This window comes from Niabella soli DSM 19437 (assembly GCF_000243115.2).
In the GTDB taxonomy this organism is placed as follows: domain Bacteria; phylum Bacteroidota; class Bacteroidia; order Chitinophagales; family Chitinophagaceae; genus Niabella; species Niabella soli.
Genome location: NZ_CP007035.1, coordinates 3,081,484 through 3,103,527 on the forward strand (window position 1 = coordinate 3,081,484; position 22,044 = coordinate 3,103,527).

Genomic DNA, 22,044 nt, shown 5'->3' on the forward strand with positions numbered 1-22,044 from the left:
GTTGTTTATCCCAGAATTAAGAAAAAGATCATTAAATAGAGCCATAATGCGTCCACAAAATGCCAGTAAGTACTCATTACTTCTACCGGCACCGGGTTGTATGCTTTTGTTTTCCCGAATACAGACCGGAAAAAAATAACCAATAAGGCAACGATACCGCCGATAACGTGTATGGCGTGCAATCCGGTAATGGGCCAGAAGAACTGACCGGCGCCGGATGCCCCCTTAAATCGTACATTATTGTCCCACAGCGCTATAAAACCAAAGATCTGTGAAACCACAAAGCACATCCCCAGCACAAATGTTACACCCAGCATTGCCCGGTATTGCTGCATATTACGGTTCTTAAAGGCCTTTACTGCCATTTGCATGGTAATACTGCTCACCATAATAATTACCGTTGACACCCAGAATATCTTAGGCATCACAAAACCGCGCCAGCCGGTTTGATTACTTTTAACGATATAAGCGCTTGTAAGGCCTGCAAACATCATTAAGATACTGGCAATTGCCACCCACAAGGCAAATTTGTGCGGGTGTAACTTATTATGTTGCGGTCTGCTCACTATACTTGTACTCATACTAATTTAAAATTCATTTGGCTTTATGCTTTGGCCAGCAACAGCGCCAACAGCACAACCGGGAGGTGAATGTAGCTGCCAAACATTACTTTTCTTGCGGAAGGCACATCCATTTTTGAATAAAGCGTAATTGATCTTGCTATTAAAAAAATATTCGCAAGAACAATAAGCACTACCCCCACCACTCCTTTTACATTGCCATAATTACAAATACCCACAAAAAACGGGGCGATGGTAATGGGCAGCATCAGGAGTGAATAGATCACCGTTTGCAGGGCAGTAAATTTTGTCGGTCCTTTTTCACTGGGCAGCAATTTAAAGCCCACATTGCTGTAGTCTTTATGCGCCACCCAGGCAATAGCCCAAAAATGGGGAAATTGCCAAAGAAACTGGATGCCAAACAGCACAAAACCGCCCAACCAGTTAATCGGCTGCCCCGGAACAAAACCCGCTACCCAGCCAATTAAACAGGGCAACGCACCCGGAAACGCACCTACCAATACGGCAATAGAATTGACCTTTTTTAACGGGGTGTAGATAAAGGCGTATAAAAACAGACTAAACGCTGCCAGTATAGCTGCCGTCCAGTTGAAATAATAGCCCAATATAAACACGCCCAGGGCGCCGGTAAAAATCGCAAAGCCCCAACCCTGCTCCGGGCTCATCCGTCCGGAAGCTATCGGGCGCTTTGCTGTTCTTTTCATTTGCGCGTCTGTGTCTTTTTCCACTACCTGATTGATGGTGTTAGCACTGCCTGTTACTAACATGCCACCTGCAAAGAGCAAAACGATCCTCCACCAGTCATACATCACATCGGGCACCAGCAGGTAACTGATCACACTGCTGAAAACCACCATTATACTCAAAGAGGGCTTCATTAACTGAAGAAAATCTCGTATGCCACCCTCTTTTGAACTTTTCAATTTATACTATTTAGTTTACAGTTAATGGCAAATGAGGTACTCCGCATTTCCCTGTTAACCGTACTATTTCATTTGCGACTGATGATCAACATCCAGGCTTTCATTTTCACCAATAGGCTCGGTTTGAGGAATAAAATCCCTGCCATCCTTGCCATAGTCATACGCCCAGCGATGTACTTCGGGGATCTCTCCTTCCCAGTTACCATGTCCCGGGTGAATAGGAGTAGTCCACTCCAATGTAGTAGCGCTCCAGGGATTCTGAGAACGCACCCTTCTTCCCTTGTACATTGAATAGAAGTAGTTAAATACAAACATCAATTGTACGGCGAATGCGATAATGGTAACAACACTGATCATAGCATCCAACCCATGGAACTGGCTGAAGCTTGCCCAACTGCTTTTATCCAGGTAACGGCGAGGCATACCTGCCAGCCCCTGATAGTGCATAGGCCAGAAGATCAGATAAGCGCTGACAAGGGTTACCCAAAAGTGGATATAGCCCAGGGTATTATTCATGAAACGGCCAAACATTTTGGGATACCAGTGATAAATTCCCGCAAACATCCCAAAGAAAGCCGATACCCCCATCACAATATGGAAGTGCGCGATCACGAACATAGTATCATGCAGGTGAATATCGATAGTAGAGTTACCCAGCCAGATACCGGTTAAGCCACCGGAGATAAAGATGCTTACGAAGCCGATGGCAAAAAGCATGGCCGGCGTAAAACGGAGGTTCCCTCTCCAGATAGTGGTGATCCAGTTGAACACTTTAATGGCTGAAGGTATCGCGATCAAAAGCGTTAACAGAACGAATACCGACCCCAGGAACGGATTCATACCCGTCACAAACATATGGTGCGCCCATACCAGGAATGCCAGTACGCAAATGGCCATCAGTGATGCGATCATTGCCATGTACCCAAAGATGGGTTTCCGGGCATTGATGGCCAGTATCTCTGAAACGAGGCCCATCGTGGGCAATATGATAATGTATACTTCCGGGTGGCCCAGGAACCAGAACAAGTGCTGGTACAGGATTGCGCTACCTCCTTCATTGGGCAAGGCCTGACCCGCTATATAAATATCGCTCAGGTAGAAACTGGTACCCAGGTGACGGTCAAACATCAGGAGCACCAAACCGGATAATAATACCGGGAAGGACAATACACCGAGGATAGCGGTAAATAAAAGCGCCCAGATCGTAAGTGGCATACGGGTCATAGACATACCCCGGGTACGCATATTCAGGATCGTTGAAATATAGTTCAATCCGCCCAATAACTGAGAAGCCACAAAGAGCGTCATTGCTATGATCCACAGATCCATCCCGCTTTTAGATCCCTGCGACGCCTGCGACAGTGCGCTCAGCGGCGGATAAACCGTCCAGCCCCCTGCTGCTGGTCCTGTTTGGGTAAACAGAGAAGAGATCATCACAATGCTTCCTGCAAAGAAGAACCAGTAAGAAAGCATGTTCATAAACGGAGAAGCCATATCACGGGCGCCCAACTGCAAAGGAATAAGCAGGTTGGCAAAGGTTCCGCTCAGGCCGGCTGTTAATACGAAAAAGATCAGCACTGTTCCGTGCATGGTGGTTAAGGCATAGTAAAATTCAGGTTTTATTTTACCCCCCTCGGCCCAGCGGCCAAAGATCGTTTCCAGGATCGGGAAGTTTTGATCAGGAAAACCTAATTGCAAACGGAAAAGCACCGAGAATAAACCACCGATAATTGCCCAGATAATCCCCGTCACCAGGAACTGCTTGGCAATCATTTTGTGATCCATACTAAAGATGTACTTAGAAATAAATGTTTCCTTATGATGATGCACATGCGGCTCCCCTGAATGGCCGTGGCTGGCAACTTCATGCTGTATATGTAACGTATCGCTCATAATAATTTTTTTAAAAAACCTGCTTATTTCAATTATACCCGTTCAACACTATTTTGCTGTAATATCTTTTTTTGCTGCTGAATCTTTAACAGCAGCGGCGCCTGTTGAGTCTTTTGCTGCTGGTGCGGCGGCCGGTGCCGGCGCTGCATCCTCCTTCATTTGTACATACTTGGGCTTTTGAGAAGCCATCCACTGATCAAATTCTTCCTGGGTTTCCACTACAATCTCTCCGCGCATTCCTGTATGCCCCTGTCCGCACATCTGATCACAGGCTATTTCATACACAAATTTACTATTTCCTGTTTCTTCCGCCATTTGCTTGGTGGTTTTTATCGGCGTAAACCACAAGGTAGTTGGTGTGCCGGGTACCGCATCCATCTTTAAGCGGAAATGAGGCAGCCCCACACTATGTATAACGTCCTTAGAACCAATGATCAGCTTCACCGGCTTATTTACCACCAGGTGCAATGCCTGGCCTGCCGGAAGGAAAATATCGTCATGATTCGCTTCGTCATCCCAGATCTGTCCTAACGGATTATCGTGGGCTTCATCTATATTTTTATAATATTTTTTACCGAAAATACCGTCTTTCCCCGGGTAGCGGAACTCCCATTTAAACTGGCTTGCGGTAATTTCCACCTGCATGGCATCCTTCGGAGCCGCGCCCGTGATCCGGTACCAATACACTAAACCAAACCCGATCAGGATGGTGAGCACAATTGCAGGAACCACTGTCCACAACAGTTCCAGCTTATTGTTATGCGGAAAATAATAGGCGGTTCTTTTATCAGACTCCTGGTATTTGAAGGAGTACCAGAACAATAAGATCTGCGTTGCAAAAAATACGATACCGGTTGCGATAATAGTATACAGCATCATATTATCTACCAGGCGCCCGTGATCAGATGCAGAAGTACCGATTTTCAGGATTTTATCGCCCAGGGTATGATGCGTCCAATACACACCAAATAAACCCAGTATTAAAAAAACCAGCAACAGGGCACCATTGATCTTATTGGACTGCTTCCTGGTTTTTTCCTCGCCCCTGATTACTGACACAAATTCACTTGCCCTCGCAATCTGAAAGGTGATGATAAACCCTAAAATCAAAATGGCGAATATTAAAAAGTTTTGCATACGCTATTGTTCTATTTTTCAGTTCAAAGTTTTAAAGTTCAACATTTGCGGTCCGGGATCCGATGCAGGGTGCAACCTCAAACATCATCCCGATAGCCCGGATAGCTGTCGGGGGGACAAACCCCAAACACGCTTATGTGTGATGTATTACTGCTTCTTTTATAAAAGGATGGTTCCTGGCCGTTAACGGATACTTGCTCAGGGTTCTTCCGGTAACATACATAATAATACCTACAAAGCCCAGGCCCACACCCATATCAAACAGCATCATGGGCATTTTATCAGGAGAAACCCCGGGGAAAACCATTTGGTAATAATCCAGCCAGTGACCAAACAATACTATAACCGACACGACCGTAACCGTGGTATAATTTCTTTTCGAATCGCGGCTCATAAAAATCAGGATCGGCGCCACAAAATTGATGGTCAGCATGATCCAGAATACGCCGGCATAAGGGCTAAAATGATAATCGTTGCCAATGCGGTTAATAAAATAGATCGTTTCTTCCGGCTGGTTACTATACCAGATCAGCATAAACTGTGCAAACCACAAATAGGTCCAGAAGATCGAGAAGGCAAAGATAAATTTACCCAGATCATGCAGATGCTCCTTATTCACCAGCGGTAACGCCCCGTTATTTTTAAGGAATACCACGTATAATGCGATCAGCGACAGCCCTGCCACAAACGTACTGGCGAAGTTATACCAACTAAACATGGTACTGTACCAATGTGCATCAATGCTCATTATCCACAACCAGGGAATAGAAGAGGCTACTGTTAGCGCAAACACCACAATAAACAAGGCGGCTATTACCGTATTATTCCAGATAAATTTCTTTCTTTTTTCGAGCGTGCTTACCACATCGCCTTCATCGGTTTGCAGCGACATCTGGCGCATCTTCCAACCCAGGAAGGACCATAAAACATACGTTAATATTGTTACCACCGCAAAAAAGCCTTTGTTCAAAAAACCGCTTTTATGCTTCAGCGCTGCATCATGAGCTACATGCTCGGTATCGGTCCAATGGTAAATGGTGTGATGATCGCCAAAACACAGCGCCAATAAAATAACCACGGTAATGAAGCCCACAACAGGAACACAGGCCGCAATGGCTTCTGTAACGCGGGTAAAAGCGATCTGAAAACCACCCCAGGCCAGCGTAGTAGCACACATAAAAAACATTGCCGCGTTCACCACTAATAAAAAGTAAACGCTGTTCTGTAACAGGCTGGCCCAAAAACGCGCACGATTATCATGATTACCGTCACCGCCTGTAACTACAAATAAGGAAATAGCGGCAATAACACCCACTACCATTAACGCCAGGGCTATTGTGTTATACTTTTTTGTAGGTATGAATTTTTCCGTAGTTGACATTCGAATCTTTTATTAATAGTTCTGAGAATTTATTATTTCTTACTTTTTAGCTGTCGCTTTTGCATCAACCTTCGTTACTGTTTTTGCTGCTGCACTATCCGTTTTAGCCGCACCCGGAGCCGCCGCCGGTGCGCCGCCGCCTTGTTTCGATTTTATAAAGGCGATGATTTCCCAGCGCTGTTTAGGGCTTATTTGCGAAGCATAGCTTCCCATTTGTCCTTTACCATATGTAACAGAATAAAACATTGTGCCGGGCGCCATTGCCTTCATATCCGCCGCCATAAAGTTTTTAGGTGCCGCAGTAAAAGGACCGTCGCCGCCTTTAAACAGCGGACCGTTACCATCCAGCTTTGCACCATGGCAAATACCGCAGTTCACCAGGTACAGCCGCTCTGCTTCTTTCATATCAATAGCGGTACCAGCCGAATCCAACGGGCTCTTCAACTGCGCAGACTGGGCGTAACCGGCTGAATCATGCGCCAAAGTGAACATATACTCGGCATCTTCGCCTCTTGCCACCGTTCCCGGAACCGGTCTCCGGTTATAAAAAACACCTTCTTTTGTAAGGTCACTTGTAGAAGCGTAGGTTTCATAAGCCTGGCTATAGGTCATATCCGGCATATAGGAATGCCCCGGCTGTTTGTCTGCGCCGCAACCAACCAATATTGCGCTAAAAACTGCTATTGTCGTAAAATATTTATTCATGTTTTCTTTTATCATTTGTTTGAGGTTTGAGGTTTGATGTTTGATGACCACATCAAACAATAAACATCGAACGATAAACTTTATACTGCAGCTACTTTTTTACCAAAAACAACAGACTCCCGGTCGTACCGGCCAAACCACCATCCGGTTTCTCTTTCCTGCACCTGTACTTCTTTAGCTCCGGCACTTTCCAAAAAAGCGATGGCTTCTGCTTCATTTGTTTTGTCGGTACATTCTACAGCCATTACAAATGTATCGTCCGTGCTGCGGGGGTTAAAATGATCCTTTTTTACAAAAGGCGCCAGTTGGCAAAGCCAGCAAAAAGTAAGCGTCATACCCACCGCCGAAAAAAGTACCGTCAGCTCAAACATAATAGGAATCCAGGCCGGCAGGGAAAAGAAAGGCTTTCCGCCAAAATTGATCTGCCAGTCGAGCGCCAACATCCAGCCAATAAAGCTGATGGCTACCGTAGTTCCGGTGATCCCGTAGATGAATCCGGCAATATGCAGGTCTGTGTCCTTCATTCCCAACTCCTTATCCAGGCCATGAATGGGGAACGGCGTGTACACGTCCTGTATTTTGTAACCGGCACGGCGCACTTTTTTCACAGCAGGAAACAACACTGCTTCATCGTAAAAATTGCCTGTTATAAACTTCTTGATTGCCATATTTATTTTTTGTTTAAGGTTCAAAGTTTAAAGTATAAACTGCGTCCCTCATTATTTCTTTCTGTTTATTATTTCAAATCGTTCAACGGTTAACGTTGAACTTTAGAACTGCTGTTAGTGATGCGCGTTTTCGTGCTCAAATGCTTCCAGCGTTTCATTTTCATCTTTCGCCATGTTATCCTTAAAGGTATCCCCGCTGCGTTTCAGAATATGCTTGATCTCTGCCATAGCAATAACCGGGAAGAACTTGGAGAACAGGAAGTAACAGGTAAAGAACAGCCCGAACGTACCCAGGTAGAACCCGATTTCCCAAATGGAGGGGGAGTAATAGGTGCTCCAGGAGCTGGGAAGATAATCACGGTAGATAGAAGTAACGATGATCACAAAACGCTCGAACCACATACCAACGTTCACCAGGATACTCATAAAGAAGGTCACCAAAAGATTTCTCCTCATTTTGCGGAACCAGAAGATCTGGGGCGACAATACGTTACAACCCATCATCAGGTAGTAGGCCCAGCCATAGGGGCTTGTCAGGTTTACCCTGTTTTCTTTAAAGGCAAACCACTCATATTCCACGTGGCTGTACCAGGCAATGAATAACTCTGTTAAATAAGCGATGCCCACAATAGAGCCGGTTAATACAATAACCTTATTCATTACATCAATATGCTCAAGAGTAATATATTCTTCAAGATGCAGTACTTTTCTTGTTACCAGCAACAGTGTTTGCACCATTGCAAAGCCGGAGAATACTGCACCCGCCACGAAGTAGGGAGGAAAGATCGTTGTATGCCATCCGGGAATAACCGATGTGGCAAAGTCGAAGGATACGATGGTATGTACCGAAAGTACCAGCGGTGTAGCCAAACCGGCCAACACCAGTGATAAGGCCTCGTGCCGCTGCCAGTGCTTGGTGCTGCCGGTCCATCCGAAAGAAGCCACACCATAAAAGAATTTACGCCATTTCAGTTTAGCCCGGTCGCGCAGTGAGGCCAGGTCGGGCAATAAACCGGAATACCAGAATAATAAGGAAACGGTAAAATAGGTAGAGATCGCAAACACGTCCCAAAGTAAGGGCGAGTTAAAGTTTACCCACAACGGACCGCGGGTATTGGGATAAGGCATCACGAAGAAGGCATTCCATACACGTCCCATGTGCCAGATCGGGAACTGCCCCGCGCACATTACCGCAAAGATCGTCATCGCCTCAGCCGCACGGTTTACCCCAGTTCTCCATCCCTGGCGGAACAGCAACAAGATGGCCGAGATCAGGGTTCCGGCGTGACCAATACCCACCCACCATACGAAGTTGGTAATATCCCATCCCCAACCGATCGTCTTATTCAGGTTCCACTGGCCGATACCGTACGTAACATCCATGTAAATAGAAACTACGCCGAATATTAAAAGGCCCACAGAAATGATAAACCCGATCCACCAGAGTTTGCTTGGCTTGTCTTCTACCGGGCGGCAAATATCTTCCGTGATCTGATGATAATCCTTACCTCCTTCTACCAGCGGTCCCCGTACTTGCGATTCGTATCTGTTTAATGACATACTTATTTATATGTTTTTGGTTTGATGTTTATAGTTTGCTGTTAACACCCTGTAAACCCTTCAACCTATTAACTTTTAATACTTCTTTTTCTGCCTATATGTTACGGCTTTAAACCCGTAATTTTCAACTCTTATTAATGATGTGCATTTTCTTTAGCCGGCTCCATCAATCCTTTCTTCCTGTCTTCCGGATCCACTACGTCATCTTCACCACCGGCGATGATCTCATCGGTATTCCTTATTTTGGAGAAATAGCTTACGTTAGGCAACACGTGCAGTTGTTCTAAAGAATAGAACAAACGCTGCGGATTGTTCAACCGTACCTGGGCGATCGCGCTTTCCTTATCCCGTACATCACCAAAAACGATTGCGTTAGTAGAACAAGCCTGCTGACAAGCGGTTTTTGCTTCGCCATCTTTAAGCGGACGGTCGGCTTTCTTTGCTTCCAGTTTTGCATACTGCAAACGCTGCACGCAGAAAGAACATTTTTCCATTACGCCTCTTGAACGAACCGTAACATCCGGATTTAATACCATCCGGCTTACCGCATCATTCATCTGATGTACTACGGGATCCAGCACGCCTACCACTTTTTGATCCTGGTTGTTCGGGAAGGAGTCAGCCCCTGTATAATCGGCCCAGTTAAAGCGACGTACTTTAAACGGACAGTTATTGGCGCAATATCTTGTACCGATACACCGGTTATAAGCCATCTGATTCAATCCTTCGGAGCTATGGTTGGTAGCTGCCACCGGGCAAACATTCTCGCAGGGGGCATTATCGCAATGCTGACAAAGCATGGGCTGGAACACCACTCCTTTTAAATTATCCGGGTTGGCATCATCGCTTACAAAATAGCGGTCAATGCGCAACCAGTGCATATCATGAAACCGTAATACTTCACTTTTACCTACAACCGGAACATTATTTTCGGCATGACAGGCCACCACACAGGCGCTACAGCCGGTGCAGGCATTCATGTCGATATTCATGCCCCACTTAATACCGGGTTTATCATGTTCTCCATAAAGGGTTCCTTCTCTTCTGAAGTCACCGGTGGTACGGGCATAAGTGGCCGCAAGATGTTTCCTGAAATCCAACACCTCGTTGGGTGTTTTACGATACGTAGCCAGCGTGGTTTCGCGCAGTACTTCCACCCGTCCTTCGTAGGAATTGTGGATCTGCATTTGTGCGATCTTTTCTTTTCTACCGGCATTCTCGATAGTGATATTCGGAACAGAGTAGCTGATGCTGCCGCTTTGTGATAAAGAAGTGAAGGGGAAGACGTTTTTACCAACACCAGCCGCCGTTTTTCCTAATTTTTCATTTCTTCCGTAACCCAACGCTACCGCGATGGTGTTGGCGTTCATGCCCGGGATTACCAGTATCGGCAATTCGATAGTCGTTTTGCCATTGCTGATCTTAATCACCGGTTTATCGGGATAATATTCATAATCCACGCCCGTATCGATTCCCAGTTCTTTTGCCTTGGGTATGGAAATTAACGCGTAGCTTCCCCAGCAGGCTTTTGATATGGAATCCGGAAGCTCCATCAACCAGGGATTTGTTGCCCCGGAGCCTGCGCCAATCGCAACGGTTTGGTACAACGCTAATTCATCTTTACCGCCGATGGCAGTATGTTGAATTGCTATTGATGCTGCTGCCACCGCGCCGCCGTTATAGGTGCCGGTACCGGAAGCCGCGTCTTCCAACACGCCGTTTTCCAGCGCTTTGTGATAGGCTGTTTCGCCCCCTGTTTTCTGGCTCCAGTACGCTCTGGTATATGCCTCATAATCCTGGGCGTTACCAAACCATTTCAATAAGGAAGTTTGATAGTCACGGGTCTTAAACAGCGGGAAAATAGTAGGCTGTATAAAGCTGTATACGCCGGTTCTGGGCTCCGCATCACCCCAGCTTTCCAGGTAGTGATGAGAAGGGATAATATATTTGCACAGTTGGGTGGTTTCGTCCATCCGGTATCCAAACGACACTGTTGTTTTTACATTTTTCAATGCATTGGCAAAACGGGCGCCATCAAAATAATCATAAACGGGGTTGGCATCATGTACCAGTAAAGCGCCTACCTGTCCGCCTTCCATTTGGGTCAGCAGGTCTGCAAACTCTTTATCGGTTGCTTTATGAGCATTATCTGCTCTTGACCAGTCGATAGTAGTACCATAAGCCCCGATAGCGGCATTGATCGCATTTACAAAAATCTGTATATTGACATCATTGCTGCCGCAAACCACCAGGGCCTTGCCCGATGCGGCTTTCAGCTCATTGGCAACTTTGGTGATGCCGGCATTCAGTTTAGCGTCTTTAAATAGCGGCGCAGGCGGAGTAGGGCTAGTATTAGTTAAAGCGGCTAAAAGCGCGCCCGCCACAAGACCGGTTTCTGATGGACGATGCGTAAAACGCTCATCTGCATTAGAACCAGTAAGGCTCAGGAAGGATTCAAACTGGTAATGTTTGCTCATTGCCGGGCTGGCTTCGTTAATTCTTCTGCCCACGGCATAACCGGCGGCATTTTGTTCGCCATTCAGCCAGGTGCCCAGGAAATCGGCGCCAAGGCTTACAATTACTGAAGCCTGGTCAAATTTATAAGTAGGTATCTTTCTTCCAAAGCCAGAAGCTTCATTGGCTAAAAGCATCCCGTTATAGCTGATCGCATCATATTGTACGTGGCGGATCTTGGGGTTTTTAGCAATAATATCCAGTGTGGTGGGAGAATTGATGGTGCTGGTCAATAATACGATGGAACCTGCGCCCGCCAATTCAGCAGTTATGGCTTTATCAATAAAATCAAAAGTGCTTTCTTCAAATTTGCCGGCTACCTGTCTTTGCGGAAAACGCAGGCGGTGCATATCATACAGGTCCAGCACAGAAGCCTGTACTCTTGCAGAAGTACCGCTGTTAGTAGTAGACAGGTAATCGTTCCCCTCTATTTTGATCGGGCGTCCGTCCCGCACTTTGGCAACAACGGGCACGGCATCACCACCCTCAACGAATGTGGTGGCATAATATTTCGCTTCACCGGGGGTCAGGTTTTCCGGCTTATTGCCGTAAGGGATCGCCTCGCGCAATCTTGTTTTACAGCTTGCAGCCAGGGTAGCCGCGGCGGTACTGAAACCCAGATATTTTAAGAAATCCCTCCGGGGAGCTTTTGCATCCAGTAAACTGGTATTATCGAAATCTTCAAAGGGGAGCTCATCACGAAACTCATCCTGAACCCGCTTTTGAAATTTTTCGGATTTATTAAATTCGCCGAAACCTTGCCAATATTTACTCATACTAATGTGATAAATGTGTTATAATGTGTAAATGTGCTGAATGTGTTAATGTGCAAATAGGATAATAATTAAAAACTGATGATCCCTACATTCTCACATTTCCATATTCCCAAATTTCCTAATTTCTAATAGTGACATTTCTGACACTCCGTTCCACCAATGTCTTTTACTGTTACGCTATCCATTTTTCCAGACTTAATATCGTCATGGAATTTCTCATATATGCTGTAAAATTTATTGCCGCTGGTAGAATCCACGTTAAAGTTCACTTTTGTATTCCGGTGACAGTTGACGCACCATCCCATGCTTAATTCTGCAAACTGATGTACTTCGTCCATCGCAGTAATTTCACCATGACAGGTCTGGCACTGTACGTTCCCTACCCTGATGTGTTGGCTGTGGTTAAAATATACGTGATCGGGCAGGTTGTGGATCTTGGTCCATTCGATGGGCTTGGCATCATTAGGGTTCCATGCTTCGGGCGCCTGGGGATTAAACCCGGCGTATTTGTACAGTTTTGCAATTTCAGCCGTACCGTCAATTACATTGCCTTCCTGGTCTTTCAGTTCCGGACCGCTATATTTCTGGATGTTTTTATGACAGTTCATACAAACATTTACAGAAGGAATGGCCGCTGTTTTGCTTTCCCAGGCATTGCCGTGGCAATATAAACAGTTGATCTGGTTAATGCCTGCGTGCACGCGGTGCGAGTAGAAAATAGGCTGCCGGGGTTCGTAGTTCTTCTGGCGGTTCATGTTGATCATGGCCTTGGTATTAAAATACCCGCTCACAATAAATAACAGGATGGCAATAGTTGCCAGGTACACTTTATTTCTAAGGAATGGAACCGCAGCGGGTGTTTTTTTGCCATCTGCTTCGTCGGCAATTTTTTTCAGGCTGCTGTTTACATAAAGCAGGATCACGGCGCCAAGGGCCAAAATCAATGTAATGATTCCATATAATAAAGGGTGTTGTTTGGTGCTGTCTTCCTCTGCAGCTTGTCCGGCAGCAGCGGCTGCACCGCCTTTGGCATCCAGCTTACCACTTCCTTTATCGTCTATATATTTTAAAATAGCATCGATCTGCGGATCTGTAAGATCCTGAAACACAGACATTACGTTCGGTGTCAGTTTGGAGGTTTCCACCGCCTGCGGGTAACCCGAAGCTATCAGCTTTTGGTTATTCCGGATCCACTCATGCAGCTTTCCCTGATCGGACCATTGCGCCTGTACGCCAAAAAGACCCGGACCGGTGCTCATTGTTTTCATATCGCCGGAGTGACAACTCTGACATTTGCTGATAAACAACTGCTTACCTTCCGCATCGTCCTGCGCTATTGTAACATTAAACTTGGAAAAGGTAAAAAGCGTTAGTATGATTAAGAAAAGCCGGTTACTTATATACTTAGAAATAGTCATAAACGCATTAAATCTAAAAATGTGGATAAATGTCTCTGATCGACTGCAAAAATAAGGCTCGGGCTTAACAAATCAGCAACATTTTAAAAATTTTTTAAACCCGCTCCCACACTGCGTTTCAGCCGATTTCAATGGTCAAAAAAATTTTTGCCAAAAATGTTTGTCATTAAAAAGTCATTGGTTTTCATAACACTAATAGTTGTTAACAAGTGGTTTAGGAAACTGATACGAGATACTGGATGCTCGATACTCGATTTCAGAATCCAGCATCCAGTATCCAGAAACTAGTAACCAGAATCTGTTCCAAAAACATTTGGAAGCTTGGTTATTTTGTAAAATCTTTGATCCCTTATTATGAGCAAAAAAAATATAGCCCTATTCGCCAGTGGCGCCGGCTCCAACGCACAAAAGATCATTGATCATTTCCGCCACCATGCTTTTGTTTCGGTTGGGCTTATTGTGTGCAATAAACCGGACGCAGGAGTTACCAAAATTGCTGCAACCGAAGGCATTGAACTGTTGCTGATTGACAAGGCCGAACTGCAATCATCCTCGTTTCCTTCACTTTTACAGGAAAAAGGAATAGATTTTATTATTCTTGCCGGTTTTTTACTAAAAATACCAGCCTCCCTGGTTGAAGCATACCCCAGGCGCATTATTAATATTCACCCGGCCCTGCTGCCAAAATATGGTGGAAAAGGAATGTATGGCCATTTCGTACATGAGGCAGTTATTAACGCGGGGGAAAAAGAAAGTGGCATTACGATTCATTATGTTGATGAGCAGTATGACCATGGCGCTACTATTTTCCAGGCTACCTGCGCCGTTTTACCAGCCGACACCCCTGATCTACTGGCGCAAAAGGTTCATTTACTTGAGCATCAGCATTTTGCAACGGTAATTGAGGAATTGATCGCTGGTAAATAAATTAGTATACAGACGATACTATTTTCATAGAAACAAAAAAGAAGGTGTCTGAAAACAGACACCTTCTTTTGTATTGCATTGAGACCCCGCAATTTTCTGCTAACACAAACCCGTTATTGCTATTTAGGATAGCTCACTTCTTTATAGGGGGTATAAAAATAATCTATGACGGTTGGGGTAGGTTTGTATACGGTGCGATATTTTATTATACTTGGATTTTTGATGCCCCCCATTTGTGCAACTTCCTCATAAGGGGTGATCCGAACCGTAACCGTATCTCCGATGGTAGTAACATAATTAACCTCTGTAAACTGCATAGGGTAAAAATTGCCCAGTCGCGGCAGGTTAGGCTCCCTGGCAAAAACGGCATAAGGAACATTTACGGTTGCGTCCGGACCGGCAAATTTCAAAAAAGACCGGTTCGTTAAAGTGCTTATATAACTCTGGCCATAAATAAACTGGCTTGCTGTAACGGCCCTTGAACTATCCTTTTCACTGGCAAATGTCCGGATGTCGATAGTATAAGTAGCTTCTTCAAGGTTATCAAGTGCATACTCTTTTATTTTACCGTAGTCGCCCTGTGTCACCGGAAAAGTAAGAACGGTTTGATTGGGAGAAAGGCTGTTCCGTACGAAGGCTTTAATCGTTTGTATTTTGGGGTCCGTTGTCATCCGGAAGCGGAGGACCGCTTTCCGGTCTCCCGGGATAATAGACAAAGAATCGATCCGCCCGGGGTAATAAATTTCTCCGTTTTTAAGATAATCCCTGTAATATTCATCTGACCGGGTACATCCGAATAATACCAATATTACAGATAAAATGACTATTATATTGTTCAATAATTGTTTCATAACTAGTTGATGTATTTGCCAAATAATTTTAATTCAGAAATAGCCACTGTAAGGGCATTGCCCAACTCCTGCTCGCGAATGCCGTTCCAGGTACAGTTTATTTTTATTCTTATATACCTGAATCCGCCCGGTAGTTCCCAATCCACTTCATAATCTTCACCCTTTCTTGCATATTCCTGGTCTTCAGCTGTAGCATTTACTCCAAATGCCAGGCCCGAAGGGCGCACTCCTTCATAAGTGCCGATATAGGTCCAGGAATCCCAGGATCCGTCTGCCGCAGGGCTATTACTGCCGTATACTTCAAATTCCTTTGGGTGCGTAGCCTGGAAGAGCAACGAATAGTTGTCATTACGGCCCCACATTTTTATCCGGCTCAATTGCACTTTTTTCCCCAGGTCCATTGTAAACTGCAGGGGAACAGGTGCAGCTTTCCCCCACCATTGTTTTCCGGTATTGTAAAAAGGCTGTGCATCAAACCCATCAAACAAAGACACCTGCATTTCGGCGCTGCCGCTTTGAGAAGACCAGTTAGCGATATAATCTCCATTCCGGTTTGCGGTGGAGTAGGTTTCTATTCCGCGGTAGATAAGGATATTCTTAAATTCCAGCTCTTCCAGTGGGGTCAATGTGCGCACAATGGTATCCGATGTATTTTTCCACTGATCCCGAACCACGATCCCATACCTGGTTGCCACGGGCTTTTCTCCCCGCACCCGTATGATCCCTTCCCTGGCCTTTGTGTACGTTTCATTAACCGTATTCCAGGCCCACTGATTTTTTGCTGTATCCAGCTCATACTTATACAGCCTTAGTATAATGTTGGCCGCATTGTCATTTTTGTAAAGCAGGTTGATGCCTCCAAAAGTGCTGAAAAAGTTGCTGTCGGACTTAAAGGATTCCGCCAATACCTGGTAGGTCGGCTTTCCGGTAGTAATTTTCAGGTGCACCGGGTCTGACTCCACATCGCCTACGCTCACCGCTTTTAACTCCACATCATACTCACCGATTTTTGCAAAACCTTCCACGAGCAGTTTATTATCATACATACTGCCTTTGGTAGTCATTTTACTGCCATTATCTAATGTATAAACGGCGCTTACATAACGCAGGTCGGGGGTAGTAGGCAGATCATAAGAGATCAGCGCCCCCCCGGGTGTTGGCTCGAAGCTAAGATTCGTTAATGCGGTAGGCTTTTGGCCCATTCTTGCCGGCTGGATGCCCAGATCCTGTTTGCAACCAACCAGTACCATAAGCTGCACGAGGAGGATGCTGCATATTGCGTTGAGAGATATTTTATTTAAATTTTTCATATTCTTCCTGTTTTTTGAAATCGCATATATAGTTTACCATCCCGCGCTTTGAACCAGGTTGGGGTTTCTTCTTCTTTCGTTCAGGCTGATGGGCCAGAAGTAATCCCGGTCCATAAAAGATCTTGTATAGAACAGCGTAGTCCTGTAATAAGAGCCGGGGGTAGATTGATTGATGTCCCAACCCAGAATGGGGCTGTTCAATTCCTTTACGGCATCCTTCCATCTCCGCAAGTCCCAAAAACGCACGCCTTCCAGCGCGAACTCACTTGTTCTTTCGCTTTTAATGATCTCCCTGAGGCCTTCTTTTGTAGCAGGTTTGGTAGGGTTAATTGAAAAATTGGCCCAGGACTCAACGACTCCTTTAAGACCTACTCTTTGCCTTACCCTGTCAATATATGAGTACGCTTCAGGTGTTGGTCCGCTTATTTCGTTCAGGGCCTCAGCATAATAGAGATACAAATTAGCCAACCGCATGATCGGGAAACCAAAAGATCGTGCAGTATAGGCGCTGCTTGCCCCCACGGTGTTTTGGTAATTATAGAATTTTTTTGCCGCATAGCCCGTCCAGTTATAATAGTTTGGGTCAACCTTTCCTGAGGGGCCGGCATATTTCATATCGATATTATAGGCATTAGCATCTGATCCGGCCTGATTCATGTATAAACGGCCGGCATCAAAAATCAATGTGCCATAAAAGCGATTTTCCCGGTCCATATTCATCCGCACGGTTGTAGCGCCGGCAACCAGGTCATATTTATACGCATCGGTGCTGGGTACGGTTACCAGGTCGAACCGGGTGGTATAGGGATAAGATTTATCTTCTTCTATGGGCACCCCGTTTTTGGAGTAAAATTTCTCTACAATATTCAGTGTGGCAGACATAAAACCTAAAAGGGAGCCAGAGGTAGCATTAGCGGTATACCTGGGCAGCATAAATTGTCCCTGCACTCCGCCTGTTGCAATAGACCGGGTATCCAGCCACAGAATTTCAGGATTATCCGAAGATTCGCTCACAGCGGCCCGGATATTCATTTGATATTTTGTGCTGGTTTGAGGAGCGCCTGCTGGTGTCCAGTAATAGAGTTTTTTACCTAATCCTTCTGCATAATCAATAGCCTCCTTACAAGCGGTAGCCGCCAATTGCCACTTATCCGCTGCATAGGTATGATTAAACAGTTCTTTTCCATCGGCATTCTTAAGGGCGGCTTCCGGCCCGTTATTGCCATTAAATAAAGGGCTGGCGGCATACATCAGTATTTCGGCTTTCATCGCTTTCGCTACCAGCTTGGTAATCCGCCCGGTTTCCTGGTTGGCGGCCGTAACATCATCCATGAGATACTCCATACCCCCATCAATTAACTTAATAATATAGGCAAAACACTCATCAACAGCGTTTCTGGGCAACTGGCTGGAGCCCGGGGCATCATAAATAGGAATATTTTTATCCATAATGGGAATGGGCCCATAACGCTTTAACAATTGAAAATGGTAATACGCTTTCAAAAAATTCACCTCTGCCGTCCAGGTTAATTTTTCCGCATCACTCATGTCAGGTACTTTCTGAATGTTCTCTAAAAAAGTATTACAGTTGGTGATACCCACCCAAAAACTGGGGGCGGTTGGATTATTGCCATCCCAGGTATTTAACAGCGGGCTGTCGCCGTTTTGGCCACCCAGCGCAATCTTCCAGTTATTATAACCCGAATAGGTCGATTGAGAGCTTAGCCAGAATTCATCGCCCGAAAGAAAGCCCGGGTTACTGGAAATAGAAAAATTTTGAGGCAGGGTGCTGTAACAGGTAACAAGATAGCGCTCGGCCATGGTACGCATGGCAAAAGCCTGGTCCAATACCGGTGCATTATCCGGAACCACATCCAGAAACTTATTGCAGGAAGTGAGGGAGATCCCAATTAACAGGCCTAATATAGTTTTTTTAAAATTCATTTTTATAAGCATTATAAAGTTGCATTAATACCAATATTCAATACCTTTTGCAGCGGATAATTCAATGCATTTCCGCCCATTTCCGGATCCCAGAGTTTAAAGGAGCTGACCTGAAAAAGGTTGGTAGCACTTAGATATATCCTGAATGTTTTGAATTTATAGCGTTGCATTAAATGTTTGTTCAAGGTATACCCCAGTTCCAACTGTTTCAGGCGTAGAAAGGCTCCGTCCCGCATCCAATACGTACTTTGCACGGTATTGTTCGCCATGGGGAGCACGCTCAACCGGGGCCATGCGGCATAAATATTTTTATTACTTTCAGACCAATAATTGTCTGCCCATGCCTGCAGCACCGCATTGGGCGCAAACTCATTTCCAAAAGGAGCTACTCCTTTTTCACTAGTTGTATTATTGGTCGTTGGATTAATAAACAAGGAAGTTCTGCCCACGCCGCTGAAGAAGAAGGAAAAATCTACTGATTTATACCCGGTGCTCAGTCCAAAACCATAATTGACTTCAGGCGTTGTGGGGTACCCGATCGGCATTCGGTCGTCGTCATTAATTACTCCATCGCGGTTAACATCCAGGTATTTAATGTCGCCTCCCAGCACTACCGAACCGAACTCCTGGCTGGGGGCATTATAAACTTCGTTATCATCAATAAATAACCGCTCCGCTACGTAGCCAAATACCTGTTTAGCGCTGGTACCAAAGCGGGTACTATAGGCATTTGCATATTTAGGTTCTTCATAAAATACGTATTTGCCCGTAGCGAAAGTAAAGGTTGACCGTCCCTGGAACCACAGGTTGGCATTCACATTTTTATTATACACCAGTTCCCCGTCAAACCCTTTACTTCTGTACTTGCCCACATTCGCATATACGCCGGCGGTGAGGCCGTTAATATTGGCTATTGACCTTTGCTGTACGATATTGCTTCTTAGCTGATCATAATAATCACCGGTAAAAGTCAGCGCCCCATTAAACAAGGACAAATCAATTCCGTAATTCGTTTGCCGGGAAATTTCCCAGCGAATATCGGGGTTTGCATATCGGTTCACCACCACCCCGTTCACTGTATAGCGGCTGGCATCTGCAGGAAGGCCAAAGGTATAACCATAGTTGGCGGAATTAAGATTTACGTCCGACAAATAAAAGAAACGGGTATCCAATATTTGATCATTCCCCAAAAGACCGCGGGTGAAGCGGAACTTCAGGTTACTGATAGTGGGTTTAAGCGGCTCAAAGAATTTCTCGTTTGAAACATTCCATGCCACGCCCACAGAGGGAAAGAATCCCCAACGGAACTTTTCTGAAAACCGCTCGGAACCGTTGTATCCAAATGCAAATTTGAAAAGGTACCGGCTGTCGTAGCCATAATCAAAGCTGCCCGAAAAAGAAACGTTTCTGGAAGGCAGTGTATTAATAAGGGAAATATTATTATCTACCGGTGTACTAACGTTATCTCTGATGGTATTGATCACCATTGCAGATACATTGTGCACGCTATTAAATATCCGTTGATAGGTCAACTGGTTTTCCATATAAAAAACAGACGCCTGCTTTCTTTCTCCGGGAACAAAATTCAGGTATTCCGTTCCTGTAGCGGGGTTCAGCTCCTGGTACATATAGGTGTTGGTGGCAGGATCCAAACCAATCGGCTGATAGTAAAAGGGGTTATAAACCCGGGATTGATTGAAGTTTGAATTTCTTTGGAGGTTAACCATTCCGCGATAGCTTAACCCTTTGGTAATAAAGGGCGCCAGGTCTTGTTTCAACTCTACCTGAACCTGCACATCGCTTCGTCTTCTTTCAGAATAACCTCTCATAATTTCCGCATAAGGGTTGAGGTAGCGGGCATCCTGTCCAAAGTTTCCAAATAAAGGGTGTTGAAGATAAGATTGTGCAGCCCCAACCTGATACACGGGTAAAAACAATACAGGGTTGGCTCTTAAAGCCAGGTTATAGGCTTCTGCACCATTGGTAGGCGGCCCGGAATAGTTTTGAAAATTGGCAATCGTGCGGATCATAGCAGTTGTGGTGTTGGTTAAATTAATACCCACATTGCTTCGAAGGTTTATTACTTTAAAATTTACATTGTTATTAAAGTTATTCAGCTTATCCATTTTCAGCAACCCGTTATCATTGGTATAGTTAACGCTTACGTTATAGGTAGCCAGCTTACCACCGCCGGATACTCCGAAATTGTAGTTTTGAGTGGTGGTCGTTTTCTTGGTAAGCGCATCCAACCAATTAACTGCAGGGTACAGCATGGGATCTGCTCCTTCGGCTGTTTTATCGATCTTTAACTGGCTGTAAGGTTCCTGGTCCAAAGGGTTACGGGTAAGCCCCGCCTCGTTCCTCATTTTCATCCAGGTTACGGGGTCTGCAAATTTCAGTGTTTTTGTAGGGGTCGAAACCCGTTGTTCCGCTCTCACTGATATAGTTGCAGGCCCTTCCTTTCCTTGTTTGGTGGTTACCAAAATTACGCCATTGGCGCCTCTTGATCCATATACGGCGGATGCCGTGGCATCTTTTAAAATAGAAAAATTCTCAATGTCATCCACCGGGATCCTCGCCAGCGCGTCGGCGTCCACTTCCATGTTGTCCAAAAGGATCAGCGGTTTCTGGTTCGAGCCAAATGTGCCAATACCCCTGATAAAGAAGTCAGCATTATCTGCTCCGGGTTCCCCGCTTCGCTGAAAGGAAACCACTCCCGCAACCTTTCCCTGCAGTGCCGCCGTAAGGTTGCTTACCGGCGCCCTGAGCTCTTTGGGGCTTAAAGTAGTTACAGAACTGATCAGGTCAGATTTTCGTCTTTTCTGACCAAAAGCGGTAACCACCACTTCATCCATTTTCCCTTCTGCAGGAGTTAACATAACCACCACCGCGCTGCTATCTACCGTTCTTTCCGCCGGGGTGTAGCCTACCGCAGACACAATGATTACATTTTTCCACTCTGGTAATTCCAGTTTAAATTGACCGGTAGAATCCGACATGGTCCGGGTAACGGCATTTTTCACCGAAATAGTGGCACCTGCCACCGGATCTCCTTTGTCGTCCTGAATGACGCCCTTTATCGGTCTGCTTTGGGAAAAGCCCCTTAATGAAAACAGACAACAGCAAATTGACAGAATCGCTAACGTTTTTCTCATATTTGTTTAATAAAAATTATAGGTTCATATACATCACAAAAAACCGCAGCCCCTTTACGGTTACATGCATAAAGGAGATATGTTATAAAAAATCAATCGGGCTAATTGGCAGCAACTATTGATCTCAAACAGTTAAAACGAAGTTAAAGGGATTGAATACTTATATTTTTCAAATGCGGCGTGCAATCGATTGACTTACATTTTAAAAAATACGAAAACGTTTTAGACAAACGTTTGCATAAAAAGGAAAAGCCATTACCAAGAGCCGCGGCATTTTTTATCGCTTGCCGGAAAGGCTACT

15 protein-coding genes are annotated in these 22,044 nt (G+C 45.3%); 1 reads left to right on the plus strand and 14 read right to left on the minus strand.

Going from position 1 to position 22,044, the window contains the following annotated elements:
- Positions 1-5: 5 nt before the first annotated feature.
- The 10 genes from NIASO_RS13220 to NIASO_RS13265 form a co-directional block, all read right to left on the minus strand.
- The gene (locus tag NIASO_RS13220; RefSeq protein WP_008586548.1) at positions 6-581 is read right to left on the minus strand and encodes a cytochrome c oxidase subunit 3; all 576 of its coding nucleotides are present in this window, start codon (positions 579-581) and stop codon (positions 6-8) included.
- 23 nt (positions 582-604) lie between these two features.
- The gene (cyoE, locus tag NIASO_RS13225) at positions 605-1,504 is read right to left on the minus strand and encodes a heme o synthase (RefSeq protein ID WP_008586549.1); all 900 of its coding nucleotides are present in this window, start codon (positions 1,502-1,504) and stop codon (positions 605-607) included.
- 63 nt (positions 1,505-1,567) lie between these two features.
- On the minus strand, positions 1,568-3,397 hold the full coding sequence (locus NIASO_RS13230; RefSeq protein ID WP_008586551.1) for a cytochrome c oxidase subunit I: 1,830 nt from the start codon (positions 3,395-3,397) through the stop codon (positions 1,568-1,570).
- A gap of 48 nt (positions 3,398-3,445) precedes the next feature.
- The gene (locus tag NIASO_RS13235; protein ID WP_008586553.1) at positions 3,446-4,534 is read right to left on the minus strand and encodes a cytochrome c oxidase subunit II; all 1,089 of its coding nucleotides are present in this window, start codon (positions 4,532-4,534) and stop codon (positions 3,446-3,448) included.
- Between the two features lie 133 nt (positions 4,535-4,667).
- A complete protein-coding gene (locus NIASO_RS13240) occupies positions 4,668-5,915 on the minus strand; it encodes a hypothetical protein (protein WP_008586555.1) in 1,248 nt (415 codons plus the stop codon).
- A gap of 39 nt (positions 5,916-5,954) precedes the next feature.
- Positions 5,955-6,620, minus strand: coding sequence for a c-type cytochrome (locus NIASO_RS13245; RefSeq protein WP_008586557.1), 666 nt, complete (start codon positions 6,618-6,620; stop codon positions 5,955-5,957).
- An 80-nt stretch (positions 6,621-6,700) separates the two neighbouring features.
- Positions 6,701-7,288 carry a DUF3341 domain-containing protein gene (locus tag NIASO_RS13250; RefSeq protein WP_008586559.1) on the minus strand — a complete coding sequence of 196 codons (588 nt, stop codon included), beginning with the start codon at positions 7,286-7,288 and terminating at the stop codon, positions 6,701-6,703.
- Positions 7,289-7,402: 114 nt separating this feature from the next.
- Positions 7,403-8,848, minus strand: coding sequence for an NrfD/PsrC family molybdoenzyme membrane anchor subunit (gene nrfD, locus NIASO_RS13255; protein ID WP_008586562.1), 1,446 nt, complete (start codon positions 8,846-8,848; stop codon positions 7,403-7,405).
- A 134-nt stretch (positions 8,849-8,982) separates the two neighbouring features.
- Positions 8,983-12,138 carry a TAT-variant-translocated molybdopterin oxidoreductase gene (locus NIASO_RS13260; RefSeq protein WP_008586563.1) on the minus strand — a complete coding sequence of 1,052 codons (3,156 nt, stop codon included), beginning with the start codon at positions 12,136-12,138 and terminating at the stop codon, positions 8,983-8,985.
- Between the two features lie 125 nt (positions 12,139-12,263).
- On the minus strand, positions 12,264-13,556 hold the full coding sequence (locus NIASO_RS13265) for a c-type cytochrome (protein ID WP_008586565.1): 1,293 nt from the start codon (positions 13,554-13,556) through the stop codon (positions 12,264-12,266).
- Positions 13,557-13,910: 354 nt separating this feature from the next.
- Between NIASO_RS13265 and purN the strand changes: the two genes are divergently transcribed.
- A complete protein-coding gene (gene purN / locus NIASO_RS13270) occupies positions 13,911-14,483 on the plus strand; it encodes a phosphoribosylglycinamide formyltransferase (protein ID WP_008586567.1) in 573 nt (190 codons plus the stop codon).
- 119 nt (positions 14,484-14,602) lie between these two features.
- Here purN and NIASO_RS13275 read toward each other — a convergent pair whose 3' ends face one another.
- Genes NIASO_RS13275 through NIASO_RS13290 form a run of 4 tightly spaced genes read right to left on the minus strand, consistent with a single transcriptional unit; the run spans position 14,603 to position 21,743 of the window.
- A complete protein-coding gene (locus NIASO_RS13275; protein ID WP_008586568.1) occupies positions 14,603-15,334 on the minus strand; it encodes a DUF4998 domain-containing protein in 732 nt (243 codons plus the stop codon).
- A gap of 2 nt (positions 15,335-15,336) precedes the next feature.
- Complete coding sequence (locus NIASO_RS13280) at positions 15,337-16,644, minus strand: DUF5000 domain-containing lipoprotein (RefSeq protein ID WP_008586569.1); 1,308 nt, start codon at positions 16,642-16,644, stop codon at positions 15,337-15,339.
- Between the two features lie 33 nt (positions 16,645-16,677).
- On the minus strand, positions 16,678-18,588 hold the full coding sequence (locus tag NIASO_RS13285) for a RagB/SusD family nutrient uptake outer membrane protein (RefSeq protein ID WP_008586570.1): 1,911 nt from the start codon (positions 18,586-18,588) through the stop codon (positions 16,678-16,680).
- An 11-nt stretch (positions 18,589-18,599) separates the two neighbouring features.
- Positions 18,600-21,743: a SusC/RagA family TonB-linked outer membrane protein gene (locus NIASO_RS13290; RefSeq protein WP_008586572.1), complete on the minus strand. Its 3,144-nt coding sequence runs from the start codon at positions 21,741-21,743 to the stop codon at positions 18,600-18,602.
- Positions 21,744-22,044: the final 301 nt, after the last annotated feature.